The sequence below is a fragment of the Xanthomonas sp. AC360 genome (genome assembly GCF_979258225.1).
In genome coordinates, this window is the sequence record NZ_OZ409846.1 from 5,030,891 (window position 1) to 5,056,472 (window position 25,582).

At 65.6% G+C, this 25,582-nt stretch carries 13 protein-coding genes and 2 pseudogenes; 8 read left to right on the forward strand and 7 right to left on the reverse strand.

Annotated features, from left to right (window positions below; translation table 11 throughout):
* Positions 1–394: 394 nt before the first annotated feature.
* The 4 genes from ACZZ0O_RS21635 to ACZZ0O_RS21650 all read left to right on the forward strand — a co-directional run bounded on the left by ACZZ0O_RS21635 (position 395) and on the right by ACZZ0O_RS21650 (position 7,269).
* Positions 395–1,858: a glycoside hydrolase family 125 protein gene (locus ACZZ0O_RS21635; RefSeq protein ID WP_463591815.1), complete on the forward strand. Its 1,464-nt coding sequence runs from the start codon at positions 395–397 to the stop codon at positions 1,856–1,858.
* Between the two features lie 188 nt (positions 1,859–2,046).
* Entirely contained in the window at positions 2,047–4,389 is a 2,343-nt protein-coding gene (locus tag ACZZ0O_RS21640) for a GH92 family glycosyl hydrolase (protein WP_463591816.1), read from the forward strand.
* Positions 4,390–4,623: 234 nt separating this feature from the next.
* Entirely contained in the window at positions 4,624–6,465 is a 1,842-nt protein-coding gene (locus ACZZ0O_RS21645; protein ID WP_463591817.1) for a glycoside hydrolase family 35 protein, read from the forward strand.
* Positions 6,466–7,065: 600 nt separating this feature from the next.
* Entirely contained in the window at positions 7,066–7,269 is a 204-nt protein-coding gene (locus tag ACZZ0O_RS21650; protein WP_115528640.1) for a hypothetical protein, read from the forward strand.
* A gap of 65 nt (positions 7,270–7,334) precedes the next feature.
* Here ACZZ0O_RS21650 and ACZZ0O_RS21655 read toward each other — a convergent pair.
* Positions 7,335–7,654 (reverse strand): annotated as a pseudogene (locus ACZZ0O_RS21655) (RebB family R body protein).
* A 393-nt stretch (positions 7,655–8,047) separates the two neighbouring features.
* Here ACZZ0O_RS21655 and ACZZ0O_RS21660 point away from each other — a divergent pair.
* Positions 8,048–9,115: a sialidase family protein gene (locus tag ACZZ0O_RS21660; protein ID WP_463591818.1), complete on the forward strand. Its 1,068-nt coding sequence runs from the start codon at positions 8,048–8,050 to the stop codon at positions 9,113–9,115.
* 593 nt (positions 9,116–9,708) lie between these two features.
* On the opposite strand, the gene ACZZ0O_RS21665 is transcribed toward ACZZ0O_RS21660, so the two are convergent.
* Positions 9,709–10,428, reverse strand: a complete 720-nt coding sequence (locus tag ACZZ0O_RS21665; RefSeq protein WP_463592507.1) for a copper homeostasis protein CutC — start codon at positions 10,426–10,428, stop codon at positions 9,709–9,711.
* 23 nt (positions 10,429–10,451) lie between these two features.
* A complete protein-coding gene (locus ACZZ0O_RS21670; protein WP_115529136.1) occupies positions 10,452–11,516 on the reverse strand; it encodes a N(4)-(beta-N-acetylglucosaminyl)-L-asparaginase in 1,065 nt (354 codons plus the stop codon).
* Between the two features lie 940 nt (positions 11,517–12,456).
* On the opposite strand from ACZZ0O_RS21670, the gene ACZZ0O_RS21675 reads away from it, so the two are divergent.
* Genes ACZZ0O_RS21675 through ACZZ0O_RS21685 form a run of 3 tightly spaced genes read left to right on the forward strand, consistent with a single transcriptional unit; the run spans position 12,457 to position 16,357 of the window.
* Entirely contained in the window at positions 12,457–13,956 is a 1,500-nt protein-coding gene (locus ACZZ0O_RS21675) for a vWA domain-containing protein (protein WP_463592508.1), read from the forward strand.
* Between the two features lie 29 nt (positions 13,957–13,985).
* Positions 13,986–14,558: a sigma-70 family RNA polymerase sigma factor gene (locus ACZZ0O_RS21680; RefSeq protein WP_463592509.1), complete on the forward strand. Its 573-nt coding sequence runs from the start codon at positions 13,986–13,988 to the stop codon at positions 14,556–14,558.
* Positions 14,555–16,357, forward strand: coding sequence for a hypothetical protein (locus ACZZ0O_RS21685; RefSeq protein WP_463591819.1), 1,803 nt, complete (start codon positions 14,555–14,557; stop codon positions 16,355–16,357). Before ACZZ0O_RS21680 ends, ACZZ0O_RS21685 begins: the two co-directional genes overlap by 4 nt.
* 143 nt (positions 16,358–16,500) lie before the next feature.
* Here ACZZ0O_RS21685 and ACZZ0O_RS21690 read toward each other — a convergent pair whose 3' ends face one another.
* The 4 genes and pseudogenes from ACZZ0O_RS21690 to ACZZ0O_RS21705 all read right to left on the reverse strand — a co-directional run.
* Positions 16,501–17,073: a GNAT family N-acetyltransferase gene (locus ACZZ0O_RS21690; protein WP_463591820.1), complete on the reverse strand. Its 573-nt coding sequence runs from the start codon at positions 17,071–17,073 to the stop codon at positions 16,501–16,503.
* Positions 17,074–17,370: 297 nt separating this feature from the next.
* Complete coding sequence (locus tag ACZZ0O_RS21695) at positions 17,371–17,850, reverse strand: chemotaxis protein CheW (RefSeq protein WP_055849215.1); 480 nt, start codon at positions 17,848–17,850, stop codon at positions 17,371–17,373.
* Positions 17,851–17,884: 34 nt separating this feature from the next.
* A complete protein-coding gene (locus ACZZ0O_RS21700; RefSeq protein WP_115528645.1) occupies positions 17,885–19,072 on the reverse strand; it encodes a chemotaxis protein CheB in 1,188 nt (395 codons plus the stop codon).
* Between the two features lie 7 nt (positions 19,073–19,079).
* Positions 19,080–24,011, reverse strand: a pseudogene (locus ACZZ0O_RS21705) (hybrid sensor histidine kinase/response regulator); the annotation flags it as partial.
* Between the last annotated feature and the right edge of the window lie 1,571 nt (positions 24,012–25,582).

A 25,582-nucleotide genomic window follows, 5' to 3' on the forward strand; every position in this document is an offset into this window, starting at 1 on the left:
AGCCGACCTGCGGATGTCGGCTTGCCGGCACCACATCGACGCTGGACGCCTTGTTCGGGCACGACTACCACGACGGCCACTGCGCCGGACCGGCGCACTGGCGCGGGCATGCGGCTGGGTGATGAAGCCGGCCTGCGGATAGCGGCGTGGCAGGCACCACGCCGCTATCCGCAGGTTTTCCAGCCAGGCCGCGCCGCCACGGTATGGCAGGCATCCGGCAGCGCGCGCACCCCCAAATTGTGCGAACGCACTATGCAGTTTCGACGCACACGTTGTATGGTCATCGGGAATTGGTCATGCATAGGTCTCATCGCCCAGGCTGCCGTCTCGCAGCCGCCAGCGCAGGGAGCACCGTCATGCGGATCGCAGGTCGAATCCATGGAGTCTTGAGGTCATGCATACCCGCCGCGACATCCTTCAGCTACTGGGCGCCAGCGCCGGTGCCGGCCTGCTGGCCAGCGCCCTGCCCGCGTTCGCGGCCGCGCCTGCCGCCGGCGCTTCCACGGCAGGCGGCGCCTTCGTCAGCAAGCGTCCGCCCAAGGCGCAGCGCCGCTTCGTCAGCAAGGCGGTCGAGCAGCAGATCATGCAGATCAAGGCGCAGATCGCCGACCCGGAACTGGCCTGGCTGTTCGAGAACTGCTACCCCAATACGCTCGACACCACGGTGGAAACCGGCACCCGCAACGGCAAGCCCGATACCTTCGTCATCACCGGCGACATCCATGCAATGTGGCTGCGCGATTCGTCCGCACAGGTGCATCCATACGTGCCGCTGGCCAAGCGCGACCCGGCGTTGCGGCGCATGTTCCATGGCCTGATCCAACGCCAGGCCGCGTGCATCCGGCTCGACCCGTATGCCAACGCCTTCCTGCCCGATGGCCAGACCCAGCGCCTGAAGTGGTCGCTCAACGACATCACCGAAATGAAGCCCGGCGTGGGCGAGCGCAAGTGGGAAATCGATTCGCTGTGCTACCCCATCCGTATCGCGCACGAATACTGGCGCGCCACCGGCGACACCGCACCCTTCGACGACGACTGGCGCGAGGCGATGCACGTAGTGGTCAAGACCTTCCGCGAACAACAGCGCAAGGACAACCGCGGCCCGTACGTGTTCCAGCGCCCCTCCCCGCTGGCCACCGAAACCCTGGTGCTGGAAGGCTACGGCCAGCCGACCAAACCCAACGGCATGATCCACTCGATGTTCCGCCCGTCCGACGATGCCTGTGTGTTTCCGTTGTTCGTACCGGCCAACCTGTTTGCGGTGGCCTCGCTGCGGCAGTTGGCGACGATGAGCACCGCGTTGCATCGCGACACCGCCTTCGCCGCCGAGTGCACCGCGCTGGCCGATGAAGTGGAAACCGCAACGCGCCAGTTCGGGCAGCTGCGCGATACCGATGGGCAAGCGTATTGGGCCTTCGAAGTGGACGGCTTCGGCAACCAGCTGTTTATCGACGACGCCAATGCCCCCGGCTTGCTCAGCCTGGCCTACCTGGGCTGCTGCGATCGGCGCGACCCGGTATTCCTGCGTACGCGCCAGCTGGCCTGGAGCGAACGCAACCCGTATTTTTCGCGCGGCACCGCGGCCGAAGGCGTGGGCAGCCCGCACAGCGGCATGAGCACCATCTGGCCGATGTCCATCGTGCAATACGCGCTGGTCAGCGACGACGACGCGCAATTGCGCCAATGCCTGCAGTGGCTCAAGACCACCCACGCCGGCACCGGTTTCATGCACGAAGCGTTCGACAAGGACACCCCGAGCACGTTTACCCGCGACTGGTTCGCCTGGGCCAACACCTTGTTCGGCGAGCTGATCATCGACCTGCACCAACGCAAGCCCCAACTGCTGCGCAGCGCCTGAACACCGCGCGGCGCTTGATTGCTATCCGAAGCGCTTGATTGCTATCCGAAGCGTTTGATTGCCACTCGAAGCGCTTGATTGCTATCCAAAGCGCTGGATTCCTTCCTTCTCCCGCCCGCGGGAGAAGGTGCCCGAAGGGCGGATGAGGGTGCCCCGGCATCGGCCCGCACATTCAGAGACAACACCCCATGGCAACACGACGCGGTTTTCTCCAAGGCGCCATCGCTGCAGCATTGTTCGGCAGCGTGGGCCTGCCCGGCGCAGCCCGCGCACGCGCCGGCAACTACGCGCTGCCCGCCGATGCGCGCGCGCGTGCCGAGCTCACCCGCCATGTCGATGTGTTCATCGGCACCGGTGGTCATGGCCACACCTTCCCCGGCGCCACGCTGCCGTTCGGCATGGTGCAGCTGAGCCCGGACACCTACAACGCGGTGTGGGATTCGTGCTCGGGCTATCACGAATCCGACGGCTCGATCATGGGCTTTTCGCACACGCATCTGTCCGGTACCGGTATCGGCGACATGCTGGATTTTCTACTGGTACCCGCCACCGGCGAGGTCAAGCTGGTGCCTGGCTCGTTGGATAACCCGGATGCTGGTTACCGCTCGCGCTTCGATCACAGCGACGAAGCCGCCTCGCCCGGCTATTACCGCGTGCGGCTCAAGGACAGCGGCGTGCATGCCGAACTCACCGCCACCGCGCGTGCGGGGCTGCACCGTTACCACTTCCCCAAGGGCAAGCCGGCGCACGTGCTGCTCGACCTGTGCCACGGCATGCAGGACAAACCGGGCATTCCCACCCGCGTCAGCGATGCACAGTTACGCGTGGTCGACGCGCAAACCCTCACCGGTGGGCGCCGCGTCTACCAGTGGGCCAAAGGGCGCTACATCTACTTCGCCATGCGGCTGTCGCGGCCGTTCGCACGCGTGCAGCTATACAACGAAGACCAGCCGCTGGCAGCCAACACCCGCAGCCTCGATGGCACCCATCTCAAGGCCGCGCTGCACTTCCCGGATGCCTCCGAGGCGCCGCTGCTGATCAAGGTCGGCATCTCCGCCGTCAGCGCCGACAACGCGCTGGCCAATCTCGACGCTGAGCTACCGGACTTCGACTTCGCACGCGTGCATGCGCAAGCCGTGGCGACCTGGGAAAAAGAACTGGGCCGCGTGCGCATCGACAGCGATGACGATGCGCAACGCCGCATCTTCTACACCGGCCTGTATCACAGCCTGCTTGCACCCACGCTCTTCAGCGACGTGGACAACCGGTACCGCGGCATGGACCTGCAGATCCACACCGCGCCCAAGGGCTACAACAATTACAGCACTTACTCGTTGTGGGACACCTACCGCGCCGCGCATCCGCTGCTCACCCTGGTGCAACCCGAGCGCGTGCCCGACCTGGTGCAATGCCTGGTGCGCGGCGCCAACGAATGCCCGGACGGCGTCGGCATCTGGCCGCTGCAGGGCGTGGAAACCGGCTGCATGATCGGCTACCACTCCGCCGTGGTGCTGGCCGAAGCGCACGCCAAGGGCTTTACCGGCATCGACTACGCCGCCGCGTGGCCGGCCTACCGCAAGCGCGCGATGGACGACACCACCCACGGCCTGGCGTACTACCGCACGCTGGGCTACATCCCCGCCGACAAGGTGGACGAAGCGGTCAGCCGCACCCTCGAATACGCCTATGACGACTGGGCCTGCGCGCACCTGGCGCAGGCCGCCGGCGCGGTGGACGATGCACGCGCGTTGCGCAAACGCTCGCGCAACTACCGCAACGTGTTCAACCGCGACAGCGGCTTTGTGCAGGCGCGCCTGGAAGACGGCAGCTGGGCCAAACCGTTCGACCCGCGCGGCATGGGCCACATCGCCAAGTGGCGTGATTTCACCGAATCCAACGCCTGGCAGGCCACCTTTCTCAATCAGCATGACCTGTACGGTTACATGGATTTGTACGGTGGCCGCGATGGCTTCGTCGCCAAATTGGACGAACTGTTTTCCACCAGCTCCGAACTGCCAGCCGATGCGCCGCCGGATATCGACGGCCTGGTCGGCCAGTACGCGCACGGCAACGAGCCCAGCCACCACGTGGCCTATCTGTTCGCCTATGCAGGCCAACCGTACAAAACCCAGGCGATGGTGCGCCGCTTGCTGCGCGAGCAATACCATGACGCGCGCAATGGCCTGTCCGGCAATGAAGATTGTGGGCAGATGAGCGCGTGGTTTGTGCTGAGCGCGCTGGGCCTGTATGCGGTGGACCCGGTCAGCGGCAACTACATTGTCGGCAGCCCGTTGTTCAAACGCGCAGAACTGGATGTGGGCAAGGGCCGTACGCTGCGCATCGTCGCCAACAACACCAGCGCGCAGAACGTCTATGTGCAATCGCTGACGTGGAATGGCAAGCCGATCAATCGCGCCTGGCTGCGCCACGCCGATCTGGCCGCGGGCGGCACGCTGGAATTCACCATGGGTGCCAAGCCCAATCCAGCCTTCGGTGCGAACAAGGAGGATTTACCGCCCTCGTTCGCATAACGCACTTCCCTGGCATCGCGCTCACCGCAGCGGGAGCATGCCCTTCCCTTCTCCCGTAAGCGGGAGGCTTGCTTCTCCCTTCTCCCGTAAGCGGGAGTCTTGCCTTTCCCTTCTCCCGCATGCGGGAGAAGGTGCCCGAAGGGCGGATGAGGGCCAACACGCAAGCGGCCTCACGCAAAAAAAGCACCGCTGCCGCCATCTCCACTCGTCACTCGTCACCGCCGAGAATCGCCCATGTTGCGCACCACCCTCAGCCCCCTCGTCCTGGCCCTCGCGTTCGCGCTTCCCGTCACCGCCATTGCCGCCGACACCGAGCGCTGGCCCAGCGTCGGCACGCAGGGCACGCAGTTCGTGCGCGACGGCAAGCCGTATCAGATCCTCTCCGGCGCCATCCATTTTCAGCGCATTCCACGCGCGTACTGGAAGGACCGTCTGCAAAAGGCGCGCGCGCTCGGCTTGAACACGGTGGAGACCTACGTGTTCTGGAACCTGGTCGAACCGCAGCAAGGCCGGTTCGATTTTGCTGGCAACAACGATGTGGCCGCCTTCGTCCGCGAAGCCGCCGCACAAGGTCTCAACGTCATCCTGCGCCCCGGCCCTTACGTCTGCGCCGAATGGGAAGCCGGCGGTTATCCAGCGTGGTTGTTCGGCAAGGACAACATCCGCGTGCGCAGCCGCGACCCGCGCTTTCTCGGCGCCAGCCAGGCGTACCTGGATGCAGTGGCAAAACAGGTCCAACCGCTGCTCAACTACAACGGCGGCCCCATCATCGCCGTGCAGGTAGAAAACGAATACGGCTCCTACGACGACGACCATGCCTACATGGCCGACAACCGCGCCATGTTCGTCAAGGCCGGCTTCGACAAGGCGCTACTGTTCACCTCCGACGGTGCCGACATGCTCGCCAACGGCACCCTGCCGGACACCTTGGCGGTGGTGAATTTTGCGCCAGGCGAAGCCAAGAGCGCGTTCGACAAACTGATCAAGTTCCGTCCCGAGCAACCGCGCATGGTCGGCGAATACTGGGCCGGCTGGTTCGACCATTGGGGCACGCCGCACGCCAGCACCGATGCCAAACAACAGACCGAAGAACTGGAGTGGATCCTCCGCCAGGGCCACTCGGCCAACCTCTACATGTTCATCGGCGGCACCAGTTTCGGCTTCATGAATGGCGCCAATTTCCAGGGCAATCCCAGCGACCATTACGCGTCGCAGACCACCAGCTACGACTACGACGCCATCCTCGACGAAGCCGGCCAGCCCACGCCCAAGTTCGCATTGATGCGCGATGCCATCGCACGCGTCACCGGCGTGCAACCGCCCGCGTTGCCGGCACCGATCGCCATGGCCGCACTACCGGACACCCAGTTACGCGAATCTGCGTCGCTGTGGGACAACCTGCCCACACCAATCGCCATCGACACCCCGCAGCCGATGGAACATTTCGGCCAGGATTACGGCTACATCCTCTACCGCACCACCATCACCGGCCCGCGCAAAGGTCCGCTGTATCTGGGCGAGGTACGCGACGTGGCACGGGTATATATCGATCAGAAACCGGTCGGCAGTGTCGAACGTCGGCTGCAGCAGGTCTCCACCGACGTCGACATCCCGGCGGGTGAACACACGCTGGACGTTTTGGTCGAAAACAGCGGCCGCATCAACTACGGCACGCGCATGGCAGATGGCCGCGCCGGCCTGGTCGACCCGGTGCTGCTGGACAACCAGCAGCTCACCGGCTGGCAGGCCTTCCCGCTACCGATGCGCTCTCCCGACAGCATCCGCGGCTGGACGCGCAATCACGTCAACGGCCCGGCATTCCACCGCGGCAGCCTGCGCATCGGCACGCCCACCGACACCTATCTGGACATGCACGGCTTCGGCAAGGGCATCGCCTGGGCCAACGGCGTCAATCTCGGCCGGCATTGGTCCATCGGCCCGCAGACCGCGCTGTATTTCCCCGCCCCGTTCCAGCGCAAGGGCGATAACAGCGTGGTGGTGTTCGACCTGGACAGCACCGCCAACCCCAGCGTGCGCGGCCTGAAACAGCAGGTGTGGATCAAGCCGAAGCACTGATGACGTCACCTTCGTGCAGATCCAGAAGGTGGCAAGCAACTGCAACACTCAAAACCCCTCTCCTGCCGGAGAGGGGTTGGGGTGAGGGTACGGGGCGGGCCGCATGTATCAGATGGAGGGGCGCTGCACGCGTCAAACCCATCAGCGCTTTAAACCCACCAGCGTTCGCGGGCAAGCGTGCCGTTCCACAAAGCGTTTGTTCGACAACCAGACGAAGTTACGCCGCACCCTCATCCGCCCCTGCGGGGCACCTTCTCTTGAGGGGAGAAGGGAAATCAAAGCCCCTCTCCCTTCGGGAGAAAGCGTTGGGGTGAGGGTACGGGGCAAGCCGCACGCACTGCAGGGCAGCCTGCATCGCTCGCCATCCCCTGCGCCACCGCCAAACCCACCGCCAACCAACTCTATGCAAGGCGCCTCAACTGCCGCCCCTTCAGACCGCGCCTTGCGCGCCGTTATCTGGAAGTCCGGTGCACCTGTACCGCCCGTTGCCGTCCTGGTATCGGGCGGACCATATTCCAGGCAAGATCACCGGCTGACACCGTTACGGGGGCGCTTTGGTTGCTACGTAGACGGCCTGATTGCAGGTTCCAGGAGCGTTGCATGTCGTCGTCCACCGTTGTTGCCCAAGATTCCACCTCCGTTGCCCCGGAGCACACCCAGCACGCGTTTGCAGAGCAGGTCCATAGCAAGCCCATGGGCAGCACCGAAGCGGCGCACATGATGACGTTCCTGTGCCAGACCCAGTCGGCCAAGAAACCGCAGACACTGTTGCCGCCACAGGTGCGCGACGAGAACGCCGCCTAAGCACGGCCCGACGCGTGCGCCGCTGCCGAACGCGGTGCACGCTTGCCAACGCCCAGCCCGCAGCATTACTCAAACGCGTTGAGCACCGTTAGCAGGCTGCTCAGGTATCGGACACGCCTGCCTGCGCAACCGTCTCGGTGGCACCGGCTAACGCCGTGGTATCCACACTGTAAATCTGCATCACGCCCTGGTTGGTCGCGGCCTGCGCCAGCGTGTTCTGTTGCTGCTGCGCCGCTACCGCGTTCTGGAACAGGACGCCGGCCGCTTGGGCCATGCTCTGGTAGATCGTGCCCATTGCCATGGCAGGCGCCTCGCCGATGACCTTGACGTTGGACTGGGTGACGGCATCGGTGATCTGATTGTTGACTGCGGTTGAAAAAGCCATGCTGCGCTCCTGAGTGAACGGACGCACGGCGTTACGTGCCCCGGCAGCCAAGCTCGGCGGCTGTCGACCGCATCGCGCTCCACAGACCAGGCAGCAAGACATAACACACCATGCCCTTCCGATAGCGGCGTGCAGCCCTGCGCCTGAACCCTCGCAACGCAGCTTCGCAATGCACGTCGCAGTCACCTCGGCAAAGTCTTGCGCAGTGGCCGAAGGCAGGGGCAGCGCGCTGAGGCCAAGGGCGGCCAGCCAGCGCAACGGGCAGAGCGGGCGTGACGACATCGCGGCTCCTCGCAGTGGTCGGCGACCACGACCGCCTGCGATGACCAGAGCACATGGTATTTAATAGATAATAAATAGGTATTCTTAAAATCCGCACAGGACTGGACCACGATGGCTTCGCCACGCCTGCTGATTGGCCTGATTGCCAGCCTTGCCGCCTTTATCGCCGGGGCACAGGCGCCCGCCTCGCCGCCTTCGCCGATCGTGCTCAGCGAGTTCATTGCCGACCCGGCGCCTACCCCGCAGGCGCATGCCTCCACGTTATTGGAGACCCGCGATGGCCGCCTGCTGGCTGCCTGGTTCGGGGGCGCGCACGAAGGCGCGGCCGACGTCGGCATCTGGCTGACCCAGCGCGACGCACAGCACTGGCAGCCACCGCGTCGCATCGCCGATGGCACGCGTGCCGGCAAACAGGGCGCGACCGTGCCGGCCTGGAACCCGGTGCTGTTTCAATCGACCACTGGTCTGGTGCAGCTGTTTTACAAGCTCGGCCCCAACCCGCGGCAATGGTGGGGGCTGCGCATGACCTCAGCCGACGATGGGACGCATTGGTCTGCGCCGCAGCCGTTGCCCAACGGCATCCTTGGGCCGATCAAGAACAAACCCGTGCAACTGCCGAGCGGGCGCATCCTGGCACCAAGCAGCAGCGAAGATCGCGGTTGGCGCGCGCATCTCGAATGGAGCGACGACGACGGTGAGCACTGGCAGCGCGGCATGCCACTCAACGATCCCAGCGTGATCGGTGCGATCCAGCCCAGTCTGCTGCTGCACAGCGATGGCCGCTTGCAGGCGCTGGGCCGCAGCCAGCAGAACAAACTCTTCAGCACGTTTTCGCACGATGGCGGCCTGCATTGGCAGCCGATGCAGTTGCTCGATGTGGAAAACCCCAACTCCGGCACCGATGCGGTGACGCTGCGCGATGGTCGCTCGCTCCTGGTCTATAACCCCGGTATTGCCGGCAAGGACTGGTGGGACGGGCGCGGCACCCTGGCCGTGGCGGTGTCCGACGATGGCGTGCACTGGCAGCGCGTGTTGACGCTGGAAGACAGCGCAAAAGACGAATTTTCGTATCCGGCGGTGATCCAGACCCGCGACGGGCTGGTGCACATCAGCTACACCTGGAAGCGTCAGCGCATCAAGCATGTGGTGGTCGATCCGGTGCGGCTTGACGGCGAATAACATGTAATAGGCGCGGTGGATGCGGTTGTGTCGGAGTCGCTATCGATAAGCACTGCCGTGGTGTTGCGCGCGGTCTGCTGTGTTCTCAACGTCACTTCAAACACGTTGAATGCACGTCGTGGCGGGCAACCCGAGAACGAGACTACCCTCACTCCAACCTCTCTCCCGAGGGGAGGGGGGCTCTGCCGAGGGTAACGGAGTTCTGATCCCTTCTCGCCTCGGGAGAAGGTGCCCCGCAGGGGCGGATGAGGGTACGGCGTAGCTTGACGTGCCTGGCGAACACGCGCATTGCAACGTTTGGGCGAGTGCCTGCAAGCGCTACCGGCCTCAAAAAGATAATGGGATTAACGCATGCAGCGCGCTGCGATCTGGTACCGGCCGATCGCCTCGTAACCTCATCACCCGGCCCCTTTTCCCAGCGGAAAAGAGAGACATCGGCATTGCCCTTGATGGTCTGTTCCGCGCCAATGTTTCCAACAAAGAAGGCAAAACAATCTACGCCCCCTCCCCCGCTCGCGGCGCTGCTGTCCAACCCGCAGCGTGAGATGTTGTCATCGATAAAGCACATCAGCTGCGCACAACGCACGCGCAACTCACTCGCGCAGCAACGCCACGAGACGCCGCACACGCTCCACATCCGTGCGTTGGTAATCGCCACCCAGGTCGCTGATGTAGGCATGCGGCGCATGCACCTGTGCGGCCACCGGCCCGCGCAAGGAGGCATGAAATTCATGCGCGCCAGTCCGCGCACGCAAGGCTGCAATGGTGTGCTCGGACACGCCGGCTCCGGGCATGATGCCGATGCGGCCGGCGGCCTGCGCCACCAGCGCAGCGATGGTGTCGATTCCCTCCAACGCACTCGCCCGCGCGCCCGAGGTCAGCACGCGCTCGCAGCCCAGCGCGATCGCGTCTTCCAGTGCGCGTGCCGGATCGGCACTCACATCGATCGCACGATGGAAGGTCACGCCCAGCGCTCCAGCCGCTTCGATCAATACACGCATCGTGGCCATATCGACCTGCCCGTGCCGATCCAGTGCGCCCAGCACCACGCCATCGCAACCCAACCGCACGCACTGCTCCACATCGCGCTGCATCGCCTCGACCTCGGCGGCATCGAACACGAAGTCACCCACGCGCGGGCGAATCAAGACATACAACGGAATCTGCAACCGCTCACGCACCACCGCCAGCGTGCCGAACGAGGGCGTCAAGCCACCGCCATCCAGCCCGCCGCAGAGTTCGACACGCATCGCACCGCCCTGCTGCGCGGCCAGCGCCGAGCCCACCGAGTCGGCGGCCACCTCAAGCCCCATCTCCACCGACTTGTCAGCTGCGCTCATGCCGCAGGCTCCTGGGTGTAGTGGCTTTCGCCGGGCACCAGCAGGTCTTGCCGCGTCGCATCGCATACCGCGTAGCTAAAGCCTTTCTGGATCGCAAACGCGCCCACTTCGCCACGCTTGTTCATCGCCAAAAACCCGACCTGCAACGTGCGCGTCAGTTCCGGCTTGCGGTGGATCAACCGCATCACCACCTCGCGGCAGGCGTCGGCCGGCGACTTGCCCTGGCGCATCATTTCCACCACTGCAAAACTGCCCACGTTACGAATCACTTCTTCGCCCACGCCAGTGGAGGTCGCGCCGCCCACCTCGTTATCCACGTACAAGCCAGCACCGATGATCGGGCTGTCGCCAACCCGGCCGTGCATCTTCCACGCCATGCCGCTGGTGGTGCAGGCACCGGACAGATTGCCGTGCGCATCCAGCGCCAACATGCCGATGGTGTCGTGATTGTCTTTACCGCCGGGCAATTTGGCGTCGCGCCACGCACGGTTTTCCACATTGGCTTCGGGCGAATACTTGGATGTCTTCAACCACTGCTTCCACGCCGCTTCAGAGCTGGGCGTGAGCAGCTTGGTCTTCGGAAAGCCCTGTTCCAACGCGAACTGCCGCGCGCCATCGCCGACCAGCATTACATGCGGGGTTTTTTCCATCACCGCGCGCGCCACCGAAATGGCATGCACCACATCTTCCAGCGATGCCACCGCGCCGCAATTGCCCAGGTGATCCATGATGCAGGCATCCAACGTCACCCGACCGTCGCGATCCGGATACCCGCCCAGGCCAACGGTGGGATTGGTCGGGTCCGCTTCTGGCACGCGCACGCCTGCTTCCACTGCATCCAGCGCGATACCGCCGGCACTCAGGATTTGCCACGCAGCCTGATTGGCGGCCACGCCGAAATCCCAGGTCGAGATCACCCGCGCCGCGCCCGCCGGCAAGGCCGCTGGGCGCCCGGCTGCGGTAGATTTCGCGGCGGCCTGCGCACGTGCGCCCCACCCGGCCAGGCCGGAAGCAATGGCGCCCAGCGTGGCGCTCTTGAGGAAATGACGACGTTGAATCATCCAGGCGAACTCCATGACGGAAACAGATGCCGCGCACTGCGCCGCAGCCTCCCATCATGCGACAGCGCTGGCTGCGGATAAACCGCATTGCTGTGCGCAACCGGTGCGGATCCATGCACAACCGCGCCTGGCTTAGCGCGGCGAGCCAAAAGTAGCGAGTGGTCGTCAGGTAGGCGTGGATGGCGCGCTCAGAGCCGGAGAGAACGAGTGGCATGCTGCACCGGGCACCGGTCGTGGCCGCCTGGTGGTGAGCGAAGTGGTTGTGTTGGCCACTCCCTCTCTGGTTGGTATCGATGCAGTTGCTGAGCGTGCTGGCCAATGCACGCGCCAACGTCCATCAGACAGAGCACCGGGTCTGAGGAAGACCTGCGCCCCTCCCGGCAGTCCTGACAAAGGCGTTCTCCTTGCCCACGGGAAAGGGATTGCGGTGGGCGGACGAGACGTCCGCAGGCGGCAGCCACGAAGCAGCACCAGCTATCGCCAAACCCAATCGCAAGCCCATCGCAAAAAATCTTTCTTCAGTTAACCCCATTTCCCGCGCTGGCCCGTTTTACCTACAGAGGCGCAGTGCACGGCGACCTCGGGCTGTCTGGTTGTTACCCACTTCGTCATCGCCACGCAAAGGATTCCCATGCCACGTCACAGCCTTCTCGCGCTCGCCCTGCTGCTGAGCGCCTGCTCGCACGAACCCACCGCACCCGTCGTTGGCGACCCGCCCGCATCGCCCCTTCCCGATGCAATGGCATCGCCACCCAGCACCGCCGAGATCGCGTATACGCCTGTGTACACGCCCGCACTGCCACCCCCACCCGTGCACGCACGGCCCGCACCGATACAACCAAGCCAGGCTGACATGGTCTATGCGCCCAGCCCGCCAGCACCGGCGGCGCCGCAGAGTGCCAATGGCGCACTTGCGCGGCAAGCACCTGCGGCCACGCTGATGGCCAAGCACGCACTGCCGGATCGGTCCATGCCCGCACCACCCATTGCGTCGATAACACCGGCCGAGAATCGCGAAACCTACCAGACCCTCAGCGACAACCCGGTCGTGCAGGCCGCAGACAATCCGGTGTCTACCTTCAGCATCGACGTCGACACCGGCAGCTACAGCAATGTGCGGCGCTATCTCACCAGTGGCAGCCTGCCGCCGGTCGATGCAGTGCGTGTGGAAGAGATGATCAACTACTTCCGCTACGACGACCCCGCCCCCCGCGACGGCCAACCGTTTGCCGTGCGCACCGAACTGGCGCCCACGCCCTGGAACAAGAACAGCGTGCTGTTGCGCATCGGCATTACCGGCCGCGATGTCGCCGCGTCTGCCATGCCGGCAGCCAACCTGGTGTTCCTGGTCGACGTCTCCGGCTCGATGGATGCGCCCGACAAGCTGCTGCTGTTGCAGTCCTCGCTCAAGCTGCTGACACGCCAGCTGCGCGCGCAGGACCGCATCACCTTGGTGACCTACGCCGGCAACACCGCCGTGGTGTTGCCGCCCACGTCAGGTAATCAGCAAGCACGCATCGTCGAAGCCATCGACAGCCTGCAATCGGGCGGCGGCACTGCCGGCGCCAGCGGCATCGAGCTGGCCTACAAGGCAGCGCAGCAGAGTTATCTGCGTGGCGGCATCAACCGCATCCTGCTGGCCACCGATGGCGACTTCAATGTGGGCGTCACCGACTTCGATACGCTCAAGGGCATGGTGGCCGAAAAGCGCCGTTCCGGTGTGGCGTTGTCCACGCTTGGCTTTGGCACCGGCAACTACAACGACACCTTGATGGAACAGCTGGCCGACGCCGGCGACGGTGCCTACGCCTACATCGATTCGCCGCTGGAAGCGCGCAAGGTATTGACCCACGAGCTGGGCGCCACGCTGGAAACCATCGCGCGCGACGTCAAGATCCAGGTCGAGTTCAACCCGGCCACCGTGCAGGAATACCGCCTGATCGGCTATGAAAACCGCGCACTGCGCCGCGAAGATTTCAACAACGACCAGGTCGACGCTGGCGACATCGGCGCAGGCCACAGCGTCACCGCACTGTATGAAATCACCCCCGCACGCGGTGAAGCCTCGGTCGACCCGCTACGTTATGCCACTAAAGCCAAACGCCCGGCCGCAGACAACGGCAACGAGCTTGCCCATCTCAAGCTGCGCTACAAATTGCCGGACGCGCACCGCAGCCGCCTGCTCGACACCGTCATCCGCAGCGACCAGCAGGTTGCGCTGAACGCCTCCAGCGACGCGTTCCGGTTTGCGGCAGCGGTCGCTGGTTTCGGCCAACGCCTGCGCGGCGGCAATCAGTTGCACGGTTGGGATTATCCGCAGCTGCGCGCCTTGGCAGCAGGCAGCATCGGCAAGGACCGCTTCGGCTACCGCGCCGACTTCCTGCGCATGGTGCAGCAGGCCGAAACGCTGAGCAGCCGGCCGGTCGCCACCACCGACTGATGCGCGCAGCGGTTGCCTATACTGCGCGCATGCATCCTGCCGATCTTGCGCATCTTCCCGACGAGGAGCTCATGCTCCTCGTCGCCAATGGCTTTGTCGAACAGCCGGCCACCGAGCTGTTCAAACGGCATAACCGCGCCTTGTTCAATTTTCTGGCGTGGCAGTGCGAGGGCAATGTCGGCGAGGCCGAAGACCTGGCACAGAAGACCTGGCTCAAGCTGATGACCCGCTGCAGCGACTACCGCCCCGAGCAAGCCGCCTTCAGCAGTTTTCTATTCCAGATTGCGCGCAATGCGTGGATCGACACGCGTCGTAGCGCTTACGTCGCCACCTCGGTGCCGTTGGACGACAGCCATCTGCACCTGCCCGACGACGACCTGTCCACCGAGCAGCTGGCAATGCTGGGCCAGCAGCAACATCGGGTGCGCAGCGCGGTGATGGCCTTGCCCAATGCGCAGCGCGAAGTGGTCGTGCTGCGGTTCTTCTCAGGTTTGGCCATCGAAGACATCGCACAGGTGGTCGGCGAAGGCTTCGAGACCGTCAAAAGCCGGCTGCGTTATGCGTTTGCCAAGTTGCGCCTGAGCCTGGACGCCGCGCAGTGAGCACACTATTCGAGCGCTTTATTGCTGGCGAAGATGGCCTGGCCGCGTTGCTACGTGCATTGCCGGCCTACGCGCCGCCCGACCGCATGCAAGCGTGGTTTGCGCAGGCCGCTGCGCAGGCCGACAGCACGCGCAATAGCGCTGCGCCTGGATCGGCGCAGACAACATCGGCAGACGCAGCAGACACCTTGCAGTTCGAACCACCGGCGACGATGGGCGCCATCTTCGCTGCCGCTGCCGCTGCCGCGCAGGCGGAGCAAGCACAGGCCGCACAGCGCGCGGCCATCCACGCACGACTGGCAGACGGCGAAGACGCGGCGCAGGCACTGGGTGCGCCGATACGCGACAGCACGCGTGCGTGGTTGCAGCAGCAGCTTCCCGTTGCATCCACAGCCACGCATGCCGCCACGCCTGCGTTGCGGGAGAACGATGGCGCCGATGCGCCTGTGGGTGATGGCACTGCGCCAGTGGAGGCGACGCAGACGGCGAGTCGCTCGTCCTCCAGCGTTGCACCAGGTGATACGTCGCCAGATCCAGTGCTGGTAGCAGCGACATCACCGATCACCTCGCATGAAGCGCAGACCGGCGATAAAGCGCAAGCAAACGATGCGACGCGTGCGCATCCTCCTACGCGTCGCGCGCGCCGCCAGCGCTGGATGCCAGCATTGGCGCTGGCGGCCTCGGTCACCTTGGCAGTCGGCGTCGGCCTGCAATGGCAAGCAACTGCGCCGCCGACACCATCGATGCAGGCTGCGCCGGCTGCGGCTGTGCCAGCCGATCAAGCCCAGGCCCAGGCCGAAGCAGAAACGCAAACAAGATCGGCCCCGGACAATCAGGCACCGCTGCCTCAGATTCCGCAGCCAGAGCCCGCGCCCGCGCCCGCATCAGCGTCAGCGTCAGCGTCAGCGTCAGCAGATTTTGATAGCACGGTCGAAGAACGCATGCATCAACCCGCTTATGCCCCGCCGCCGCCAGCGTTTGCGCCACCGCCGATGCCCGCGCCCGCGCAACCTGTGGAGTCGTTGGTTGTCGTTCCGACTCCCCCGGCGCCGGCCGCAGCACCTTCCGAACCCGCGCCAATCGCAGCAGCCCCTGCCGCCGACCTCGCGCTGCCGTCGCTAGCTGCACCGGTTGCGCCGTCCGTCAGCGCATCAGTCGCCGAGATGCCGGCTCCGTCCGCAAATCGCAACGCCACTGTGCCGAACACCGCTAATGCCGCGCAGGCACCCGCACGCAACAACGCGAAGCCGGCAGCTGCGCCTGCGTTTGCCGCTGCGACACCGGCAAACGACATGCAGCCATTCGGGCAATTGGACACGGGGAACCCTGCGCACTCCACGCCAGCCGCTGCAGTGGCATACCGGGCGCCTCAGGACGCGCAGCTGTCGCGTGCGCCCTCGATCAAACGCGCACCATTGCAGAAAGACGCTGCCGCGCAACAACGCGTGCAAGAACACACCGCAGCGCAGACTCCAGTGCAGGCATCAACAGTGGCTACTCCGCAAGCCAGCGCCGCAGACGATGCCGCAAGATCCTCCAAGCCGGTGCACTTGCTTACGTTGACGACCTCGCCGGAGTCGTGGCTCGACCACGCGCTGCCTGCCGGACAACAGGGGCCGGTGCAGTTGCGCATCTGGACGGCAGATCCCGCGGCGAACACGTTTCGACAGTGGCTCGATCAACTGCGCAAGGCATACAGCAAGCGCAATGTATCTGCGCAACTGGACATCGCCCGCGACCCACGCCTGCCAACAGACCGCGTGCGCGTCGAAACGGTGAGCCCAACGCAACCGAAGTGAGTGCAAAACGTAGCGAACAGACGTCAGGCGGCTGTGGACGGCGCGCAGGACACGGAGTATCAACGTGGTCCATGTCGACTACGACCACCGGTCGCGCCGGTCGACGCCGCGCTATCGCTATCGCCAGCAGAACGCGGCGCACCTCACTCCGCGCCGAACTCCCCGTCTTCGCGTAGCAGGCTGGTCAGCACATGATCGCGCCAGACGCCGTTCAACTGCAGATAGCGTCGCGCGCGGCCCTCGATCTGGAAGCCCAACCGCGCCAGCACCTGCGCGCTGCGCACATTGTCCGGCACGTATTGCGCCATGACCCGATGCAACCCGAGCGGCCCGAACACGAATGCGATGCCCTGCGTGGCGGCCCACTGCATCAAACCGCGCCCCTGATGGGACGCATCCAGCCCGTAGCCGAGATGACAGCCCTGAAACGCGCCGCGCTGAATCTGGGTGAAGCCCACCGTGCCGATCACGTCTGGCCCGGCACACAGCACCAGTTGCAGTTCGCGCTCACCGGGCACCGACGCGCGGTAGGCGATGCACAACCGGCGCCAGCCTTCGACGGTGTAGAACGCAGGCGGCCGCAGCGGCATCGCCTCGATCAGATGGCTGCGGTTGCGCGCGTGATAGTCGGCCACTGCGGCGGGGTCGGCGTTGGCCAGATCGGACAACACCACACCGTCCGCATGGCACACGGGCTTGAAGGCGGGCAGGCTCATGACGTCACCCTACAATCGCGATATCGCGCATCGTATCGATCAGCGCCAGCTGCGCAGCGCGATGCGAAATCCACAACGCTGACGCCGAACCATCCACCCGCCGCGCTCACGCATGCGCGCGACCGCAGACGCATCGCCTGGATTCCAGTCGTTTCAAGCGTGGCGATCCACACGCTGCGTGCATGTCCCGCCTAGATCTGGAGATCACACAGAGACTGCACTCTGCGCGCACGCCCTGCTGAAGGAGAGCACCGCACACGCCGGTCCGACGGCTGCGGTGTCGCTGTGCCAGCTACTCTAGGCGGCGGCAGCCGAGGCAAGCGCCTGCGCCACCTGCGACTCGATGGCGTCCAGATTCGGCAGCAGCGCGCTCTGCTCACCGAGCAACACGCGCATGTGCACGCCGTCCGGCAGCGCGTCTTCCGAGGCGTCGGCCAGCAAGCCGTCGCGCGGCACCGAGATCAGTTGCGGGAACGAGGCAGTGAGCAATGCGAAGTAAGGCAGCACGGGATTGCCGCCCAGCGCCTTCAGCACGATCACCTTGTTATTGACGGCCGTAGGTTCGTCGCCCAGGCCGCTGAGGCGTGCGAACGACAGCAGCGGCACCTTCCAGCCGTACCAGTCGATGCGCCCAACCACCCAGCGCGGCATGTCCGGCAGCGCCTCGACTGCCACGCGCGACATCACCTCGGCCACCGTGGCGTTCGGCAGCAGCACCCGCTCGGTGCCGGCCTGAATCAGGACGCCGCGGATTTCGTCATTGTTGGCGTAGCTCATCGCACCATTCCGAATCTGAGAGGGAGCGCCCGGCTTACGCCGGCCAACGCTGTGCCAACGCCTGCGCCAACTGCGCGGGATCGCCGGTCAAAATGCCTTGTCGTGCCAGGCGCGCCGCAGCGGCCGGGTCGTAGCAACCGTCGGCGGACTGACCGGCCAACCAGCCACCCTGCTCGGCCAATGCCAGCGATGCATCCACCAGCGTCTCGTTGGCGCCGCTGAGCATCAGCACTGCACTGTCGGTCGCCGGCAGCGCCGCGATCAGCGCAGCAGGATCGCTATGCGCCACGAAGGCCAGTGCACCTGCGTGCTGCTGCAGGCCAATTTCGTCGGACAACACGTAGACCTTGCCCGGCGCGACCACCTGTCCCGGCTCACCCAGCTCGACCGGCAACGCGGAGACGCGCCCCATCTGCCGCACCAGGTTGCCGTACTGGCCGCCATCGAGGGTCATGCGCACCAGTACCGCACGCGGGAAGTTAGGCGGCAGCGCCGCCAGCAGCCGGCGGATCGCATCCGGCCCACCGATGCCGGCCATCACCAGCACCGCGCCGGTCACTTCGCCGCTGTGTTCCAGATCCACCAGCGACAAGCCACCGGTCGACAGCGCTGCCACGTCCACTTCGGTACGCGGGCGCACCACCACGGCAACCTCGTCGACCAGACCCCAGGTACTGGAATCGCCCAGCGTCGTGCTCGGCTTGTCGGCAGCGGCAGGCGTCTGCGCGTGATCGACAGCGCGCGTAAACATGGCATCGCCCGGCATGCTTTCGAAGGCATGCGCGGCCGCTTCCAGATGTTGATCGAGTTGCAGGTCCGAATGCTGGCGCGGGGCGAGCGTCAGGCCCGGCTCGGGTTGCAGCGAGGGTTCGCTTTCGGTGCCCGGCGGCAACACATCGGCATGGCCGTGCAGCTTGGCGGCCAGATGGCGTACCCAACGCTGCGCTTCCCAGCCCTCGCGGCGCACCGTGAGTTCGGCTTCGTCGAAGATTACCGTCACGCCAGGCATGTTGAAGGCCGGCTCCAACGCTTCCAGCGCGTCTTCGATCGACGGTTCCAGCGAGACCAGCACCGCCACCGGCTCGGCATCGCGCAGCATCTGCACGTCTACCGCCGACGGTTCGTCTTCCAGCACGACCTGCGCACCGGCCAGGCCGAGCGCTTCGCGCAGACGCTCGCGCGCCTCACCCGGCCGGCCCAGCAGGGCGACCGGAGTTCCCATTGCGCCATTAGTCTCGGACACGAGCGATCCCCAGCAGGTCATACACGTTGCGCATCAGATCCAACTCTTGGTAAGGCTTGCCCAGGTAGCGCTGCACGCCGATCTCGAAGGCGCGCTGGCGATGCTTCTCGCCACTGCGCGAGGTGATCATCACGATCGGCACCGCCTTGAAGCGTGGGTCGGCACGCATCGCGGTGGCCAGCTCGTAGCCGTCCATGCGCGGCATTTCGATATCCAGCAGCATCAGGTCGGGAACGCGCTCTTCGAGCAGTTCCAGGGCCTCGACGCCGTCGCGGGCGGTGGTGACATCCAGGTTGTGACGTTCCAGCACGCGGCTGGTGACCTTGCGCATGGTCAGCGAGTCGTCGACCACCATCACCAACGGCACCTGGCGCTGCGCCTCGGCCGGGGTTTCCAGCGTCGGACGCGCCGGCTGGCTGAGGTAACGACGTACCAGCGGCGCCACGTCCAGGATCACTACCACGCGGCCATCGCCGGTGATGGTGGCGCCGTAGATACCCGGCACCGAGGCGATCTGCAGGCCCACCGGCTTGACCACGATTTCGCGGTTGCCCAGCACCTGATCGATCGCCACTGCCGCGCGCAGATCGCCCGCACGCACCAGCAGCAACGGCACCTGCGCCTGACCATCGGCACGTGCAACGGGCTGGCCGACCAGCGAGCCCAGATCGTGCAGCACATACTCTTCGCCGGCGTAGTGGTAACCGCCCTCGCCCGACTCGTAACGGGTGCGCGAGATGCGGCCGATACCGCTGACCGAGCCCACCGGCACCGCGAACGTCGTCTCGCCGATGCGCACGAACACCGCCTGGGTGACCGCCAACGTCTGCGGCAGGCGCAGCGTGAAGGTGACGCCCTGCCCGCGTACCGAGTGGATGTCCACCGAGCCGCCGAGCTGACGCACTTCGTTGCGCACCACGTCCATGCCCACACCACGGCCGGACAACTGACTGACCTGTTCGGAGGTGCTGAAACCGGAGGCGAAAATCAGACCATCGAGTTCGGCCTCGCTGAGCTCCTGGCCCGGTTCGATCAGGCCGCGCTGCTCGCCGCGGCGACGGATCGCCTCGCGATCCAGCCCGGCGCCGTCGTCGGCCACTTCCAGCACGATTTCCGAGCCTTCGCGGCGCAACCGGATCGCGATATTGCCTTCTTCCGGCTTGCCTGCGTCGCGCCGCTGTTCCGGCGTTTCCAGCCCGTGCGCAACCGAGTTGCGCAGCATGTGTTCCAACGGCGCGACCATGCGGTCGAGCACGTTGCGGTCCAGTTCGCCCTGGGTGCCTTCCAGCAGCAGGTGCACTTGCTTGCCGGTCTCGCTGGCCGCCTGGCGCACCACACGGCGCAGACGCGGCACCAGGCCGTCGAACGGCACCATGCGCGCACGCATCAGGCCGTCCTGCAGCTCGGAGCTGACGCGCGACTGCTGTTGCAGCAAGCCGTCGTACTGACGCGAGAGATCTTCCAATACACCTTGCAGACCGCCCAAGTCGGCGGCCGATTCGTTCAGCGCGCGGCTGAGCTGCTGCAGGGTGGAGAAGCGGTCCAGTTCCAGCGGATCGAAAGTGCGATCGCCCTGGTCCTGCTCACGCTGATAGCGCGCCACGATTTGCGCTTCGGTTTCCAGATCCAGACGCCGCAACTGGTCGCGCAGACGGGCGTTGGTGCGATCCAGTTCGCCCATGGCGCCACGGAATGCACCCAACTGCTGTTCCAGGCGCGACCGATAGATCGCCACTTCGCCGGCATGGTTGACCAGGCGGTCCAGCAGGTCGGCACGCACGCGCACCTGTTCCTGCTGTGCACGCGGCATCAACTCTTCTTCGACCTGGCCTTCGACCGGGATCGGCGCCGACAACGGTGCCTGCTCCACCGACGCCTTGGCGATCGCGCGGACATCGGCGTCGCTGGGCGGGGCGGCATCGCGGCCACGGGTACGGGTTTCGAATGCTTCCACCAGGTCGGTCGGCATCGACACCGCGCGGTGCATGCCGGTGCGGGTCAACAACTGATGCAACCGGTCGAAGCCACGTTCGAACAGACGCACGTCGTCGCGATCGATGTCGGTACGGTTGGCCGCCACCGCTTCGAGCAGCGATTCGATCGCATGACCGAGGTCGCCGATGGCGTTGATGCCGGCCATGCGCGCGCCGCCCTTGAGCGTGTGCAGATCGCGCTGCAGTCCGTTGAGGACCTCGCGGTCTTCCGGCACTTCGCGCATGCGGGCGATCAGACCATCGCAATGGTCCAGCAGGTCGCGGCCTTCTTCGACAAAGATGTCGATCAGCTCGCCATCGAGCCGATCGAAGTTGAGCGGGCCGATATCGAACGCGGCGCCCACCTCGTTGGTGGCCGTCTCGACCGGCGCGGCGTCTTCCACCGGTGCACTGAAGGCCGCTGCTGCGGTGGTTTCATGCTCGGCGGCTGCGTGCTCGGTGTCTGCGTGCTCGGCCACGGGTGCGCTGTGGTCTGCAGGCTCGCCGGCGTCGACGTGCTCTGCATGCTCCAGGTGTTCGAGCTGATCGCGCGTTGCGGCCGCGTCGTCATGCTGCGCATCGGCGTCGGCCGTCGCGATCTGGTCATGCAACTCGGGTGCAATCTCGGACTGCGGATCACCCGATTCCTCGACCTGATCGGCCGCATGCGCCATTTCGAACGCCTGCACCGACTCGATGGTCTGCTCCGACACTGCCTCATCGGCGTGTGCCGTCTCGGCCTGCTGCGCGTCGGCGTGCTCGGCCTCTGCGTGCGCTGCGTCCAAATGCTCTACGTCCACCTGCGCGGCTTCGTCGGCAGTCTCGGCAGTCAACGCGTCGTCGTGCGACAGCTGGTCCGGCTGCGCCTGTTCGATCGCATCCAGCTGCTCGCTCGCTTCACCCTGCGCGTCCGACTGCGACGGTGCGTCGTGCGCCGTCTGCGCTTCGGAATGCGCAAGCTGCTCGGCGTCCGCATGGTCTTGCGCCCCTGCGTGCTCGCCCGCTTGCGCGGCGTGCTGTTCCTGTTCGCTGACCTGTGCATCGGCGTCGTGCGCCTGCAGCGACTCGGCGTGCTCTGAGCCCTGGCCTGCGACGTACTCGGCCTGCTGATCCTGCGCACCGGCGTCATACTCGGACGACGCAGCAACGTGGTCGACATGACCCTGATCTGCGTACTGACCCTCCTGATCGGTCGAGACGCTGTCCAGCGCCGCGGTTTCCGGGGTCCAGTCTTCGGCGATTGCGGCAGGCGCTTCGTCGGCGACCGGCGCATCGGCGTGCACTGCTTCCAATGCGTCGATGGTTTCGACAGTTGCTTCGTCTGCAACCGTGTCGGTATCGGCCACTGGCGCAAGCGTCTGCGATTCGCCCAGAGTGGCTTCCGCCTCGGCCAGCTCGTCTACCGCAACGGCATCGTCTGCGTGCGTGCCATGTTCTGCCGCGTCGGACGCAGCGGAAGGCGTTGCATCGGAAGCGAGGTGCGCTTCGGTCGCTGCAGCTTCGGCATGGTCTGCAGGCTGCAACGCCGTTTCCGCTGTCTCGGCGTGCTGCAGTTCGGTGGCATCCCAGGCGTCGGCTTCGACCGCCGGCTCATCGGAGGTGTCGTGCGTCGCGGCGGCCTGCGAGGCCGCTTCGTCGTGCTGCGCGGCATCGCCATGCAGCTGTTCGGACTGCTCTGTGTGCGTTACCGCTGCGGCGCCATCGCTGGACGCGGCATCGGACGCGACACCTGCAGTGTCCTGCTCCAGCGCTGCGACGTGTGCGTCGGTCGCTGCAGGTGCTTGCAGTGATTCGTCCGCCTCGGCCTCGGCCAGCTCGTCCACCGCAATCGGTGCCTCGGCGTGTACGTCGGCGTCTTGCGACTGGTCGGACGGATGCGTCGGTGCAGCGGTATCGGCCGGCAGTGCGCTGGAGTCCAGGTACTGCGAAAGATCTTCCACGCCGGTGAGTTCGACCGCTTCGCTGGCGGCAACTTCATCGCTGGCAGTGTCGAGGTCGTCCAGCTCGTCCAGGAACGCCTGCGGCGGCCACTGCGCTTCGGGAAGCGTGTCCACCAACGCGCGCAAGCGCTCGGTCAGGGGCGCAAACGATGGAATCAACGGCGCATCGGCGCGCAGTGCGGTGACCGTGGTGGCGATCGCTGCGGCCGTGGCCGTGATCGCATCGATCCCGTCCTGCGATGGCGTTTGCGACGCCCCCAGCAGACGCTTGACATAACTTTCGGCCGGCGAGGTCACCAAGGTGATTTCCGGCACATCGGTCATCGCGAACGCGCCACTCATGGTGTGCACGGCGCGCAACAATTCTTCGGTTGCCAGTTGCGGCTCGGCCTGGGTGGCCTGCAACCAGGCGTTGACCGTTTCCAGATGCGTGGCGACTTCGGCTTCGAGGATCTCGCGCAGCACGCTGTCCACCGATGCGGGGGTCCCGCCGCTGGCGACAAACGCACCGGCAACCGCAGGAATCGCAGCAGTCTCGGCAGCCACCGGCGTGACCGGGGCGGGCACGTAATAGATCTCTTCACCAGCGGCAACCCGCTCGGCGATTGCCTGGATTTCCGGCAGATCGGCACTGATACGGCCCTGGTCGCGCAGCGCTGCATTGAATTGCGGCAGCACCTCGTAGGCCAGCTCGACCATCGCCACGACCGCCGGGCTGGCCGGGCGCGAGTTGTCGAGCACGCGGTTGAGCATGCTCTCGACCTTCCAGCTGAACTCGCCGAGCACATTGGCACCCACCAGACGCCCACTACCCTTCAAGGTGTGGAAAACGCGGCGGATCGGGCGCAGATGTTCCGGGCTATTCGGCGCAGCGCGCCAGACCGGAAGCAACTGCCCGAGGTTGACCAACTCTTCGTCGAATTCTTCGAGGAAGACATCGCGGATATCGTCGTCGATATCGCTGTCGCCAAAGCCGCCGAAAATGCCGGCATCGGCATCGGCAGCAACGGCCGGAGCCGGTTCGCTCGCAGCCTGCACCGGCGTGGCTTCGGACGCTGCGTCGCTGAGTGCCGATGCATCCTGCGGACGCTCCACGTCGAATTGCGCGGCGGCAGCGTCGAGCTGTGCCAGGAAGGCAGACGATGCATCGTCCAGCTCGAACTCGCTGACGGTCGCCTGCTGCACACGCGCAGCGGTCTGCTCGGCAGTGGCGTCGCTCGGCGCATCCTGTGCGTCATCGGGCGCGGACTCGACGAACGGATCGTCCAGTTCCTGCGACGGAGCCGGCGGCGGCGAGAACGCATCGTCGATGCTGACCTGCGCGCGGCGCGCTTCGTTCTCGGCAATGAAGTCCAGCGGAGCGTCGGCCTGATCCGCATCGCCCGGCAGATCGATCTGCTCGATGTGCAGCGGCGTCGTCTCGACCACCGCAGGCGCAGCGGCCTGCTCCTGTTCCAACGCGCTTAGATCCACGGTGTAGCTGACCTGTGCGGCCTCACTCGGCGCGTGGCTGTCCTGCTCGGCCGACACCGGATCGAACGCGGACGTGGCGATCGGTGTGGCCTGTTCGGTGGTTTGCAGCTGCCAGTCACCGGGCGCGTGCGCACCGTCGTCGGACAGATCCAGCGGCGCAACCGTAAACGGCACGTGCGCCTGCCCGGAGAGGGTTTCTTCTGCGGCCACCGGGTCGAACGAGAACACCGTATCGGTGGCCGCAGCGCCGGTGTCGTGCACCACACTGGCCGCGAACGGCGTTTCGACCACGGTTTCGTTAGCCCATTCCAGCGACGCGACAGGCGCCGCATCGTTGGCTGCTGCTTCCGGCGTGCCGGCGTGCTGGGTAAGCGGCGCAGCGACCGACTGCGACTCGGCCACGTTGCCCGGCTGGTCGGCACCGACCGGCAATTCGGACGGCTGGCCCGACGGCAGCGGCCAATAACGCAGCGTTTCCAGGCTGTTGCGGGTGATGTCCAGAATCTCTTCGCGGCCGGGACGGCGCTCGCGCAGGGCTTCCAGGTAGTACTCCAGGCTGGCCATCGCGTCGGCCAGCGTATCCAGCTGGCGGCCGCTGGGCACGCGCTGCTTGCCGATCAACTCCAGATCGACGTAGCGACGCACACCTTCCAGATAATCGGCGGCCTGCGGCAGTTCGAGGATGCGCAAGGCACCACCGACTTCGCCGAGCAAATGCGGCACATCGGTCAGACGCGCGTGATCCCAATTGGTTTCGATGAAGGCGACGAAATGCTCGCGCGCCGCACCGAAATTGGCGATCGCTTCCTGCGCCAGCACATCCACGGTGCGACGCACTTCCGCCGAGGTGGCGCTGTTGCCGGCCTCATTGCCGTCGCCGATGTCGGCACCAAGACTGGCGACCTGATCGTCCAGCGACGCATCCACGTACAACAGCGCGCCGGCGATATCCAGCAGCACGCCTTCGTCCATCTGCACCTGGCCATCGACCACGCGCGCCAGCGCATCGCGCTGCTGCACGACGACGTTGCGTGCCACGCCCAGACCCATCATGCCCAGGGTGTCGGCAACGCTGCCGAGGTCCTTGACCTGGGTCTGCAACT

What these genes read in the sequence shown, in the direction of transcription:
- ACZZ0O_RS21635 (WP_463591815.1), top strand. Translation starts at nt 395, where the DNA reads ATGCATACCCGCCGCGACATCCTTCAGCTACTGGGCGCCAGCGCCGGT.
- ACZZ0O_RS21640 (WP_463591816.1), top strand. Translation starts at nt 2,047, where the DNA reads ATGGCAACACGACGCGGTTTTCTCCAAGGCGCCATCGCTGCAGCATTG.
- ACZZ0O_RS21645 (WP_463591817.1), top strand. Translation starts at nt 4,624, where the DNA reads ATGTTGCGCACCACCCTCAGCCCCCTCGTCCTGGCCCTCGCGTTCGCG.
- ACZZ0O_RS21650 (WP_115528640.1), top strand. Translation starts at nt 7,066, where the DNA reads ATGTCGTCGTCCACCGTTGTTGCCCAAGATTCCACCTCCGTTGCCCCG.
- ACZZ0O_RS21660 (WP_463591818.1), top strand. Translation starts at nt 8,048, where the DNA reads ATGGCTTCGCCACGCCTGCTGATTGGCCTGATTGCCAGCCTTGCCGCC.
- ACZZ0O_RS21665 (WP_463592507.1), bottom strand. Translation starts at nt 10,428, where the DNA reads ATGGGGCTTGAGGTGGCCGCCGACTCGGTGGGCTCGGCGCTGGCCGCG.
- ACZZ0O_RS21670 (WP_115529136.1), bottom strand. Translation starts at nt 11,516, where the DNA reads ATGATTCAACGTCGTCATTTCCTCAAGAGCGCCACGCTGGGCGCCATT.
- ACZZ0O_RS21675 (WP_463592508.1), top strand. Translation starts at nt 12,457, where the DNA reads ATGGCCAAGCACGCACTGCCGGATCGGTCCATGCCCGCACCACCCATT.
- ACZZ0O_RS21680 (WP_463592509.1), top strand. Translation starts at nt 13,986, where the DNA reads ATGCATCCTGCCGATCTTGCGCATCTTCCCGACGAGGAGCTCATGCTC.
- ACZZ0O_RS21690 (WP_463591820.1), bottom strand. Translation starts at nt 17,073, where the DNA reads ATGAGCCTGCCCGCCTTCAAGCCCGTGTGCCATGCGGACGGTGTGGTG.
- ACZZ0O_RS21695 (WP_055849215.1), bottom strand. Translation starts at nt 17,850, where the DNA reads ATGAGCTACGCCAACAATGACGAAATCCGCGGCGTCCTGATTCAGGCC.
- ACZZ0O_RS21700 (WP_115528645.1), bottom strand. Translation starts at nt 19,072, where the DNA reads ATGGGAACTCCGGTCGCCCTGCTGGGCCGGCCGGGTGAGGCGCGCGAG.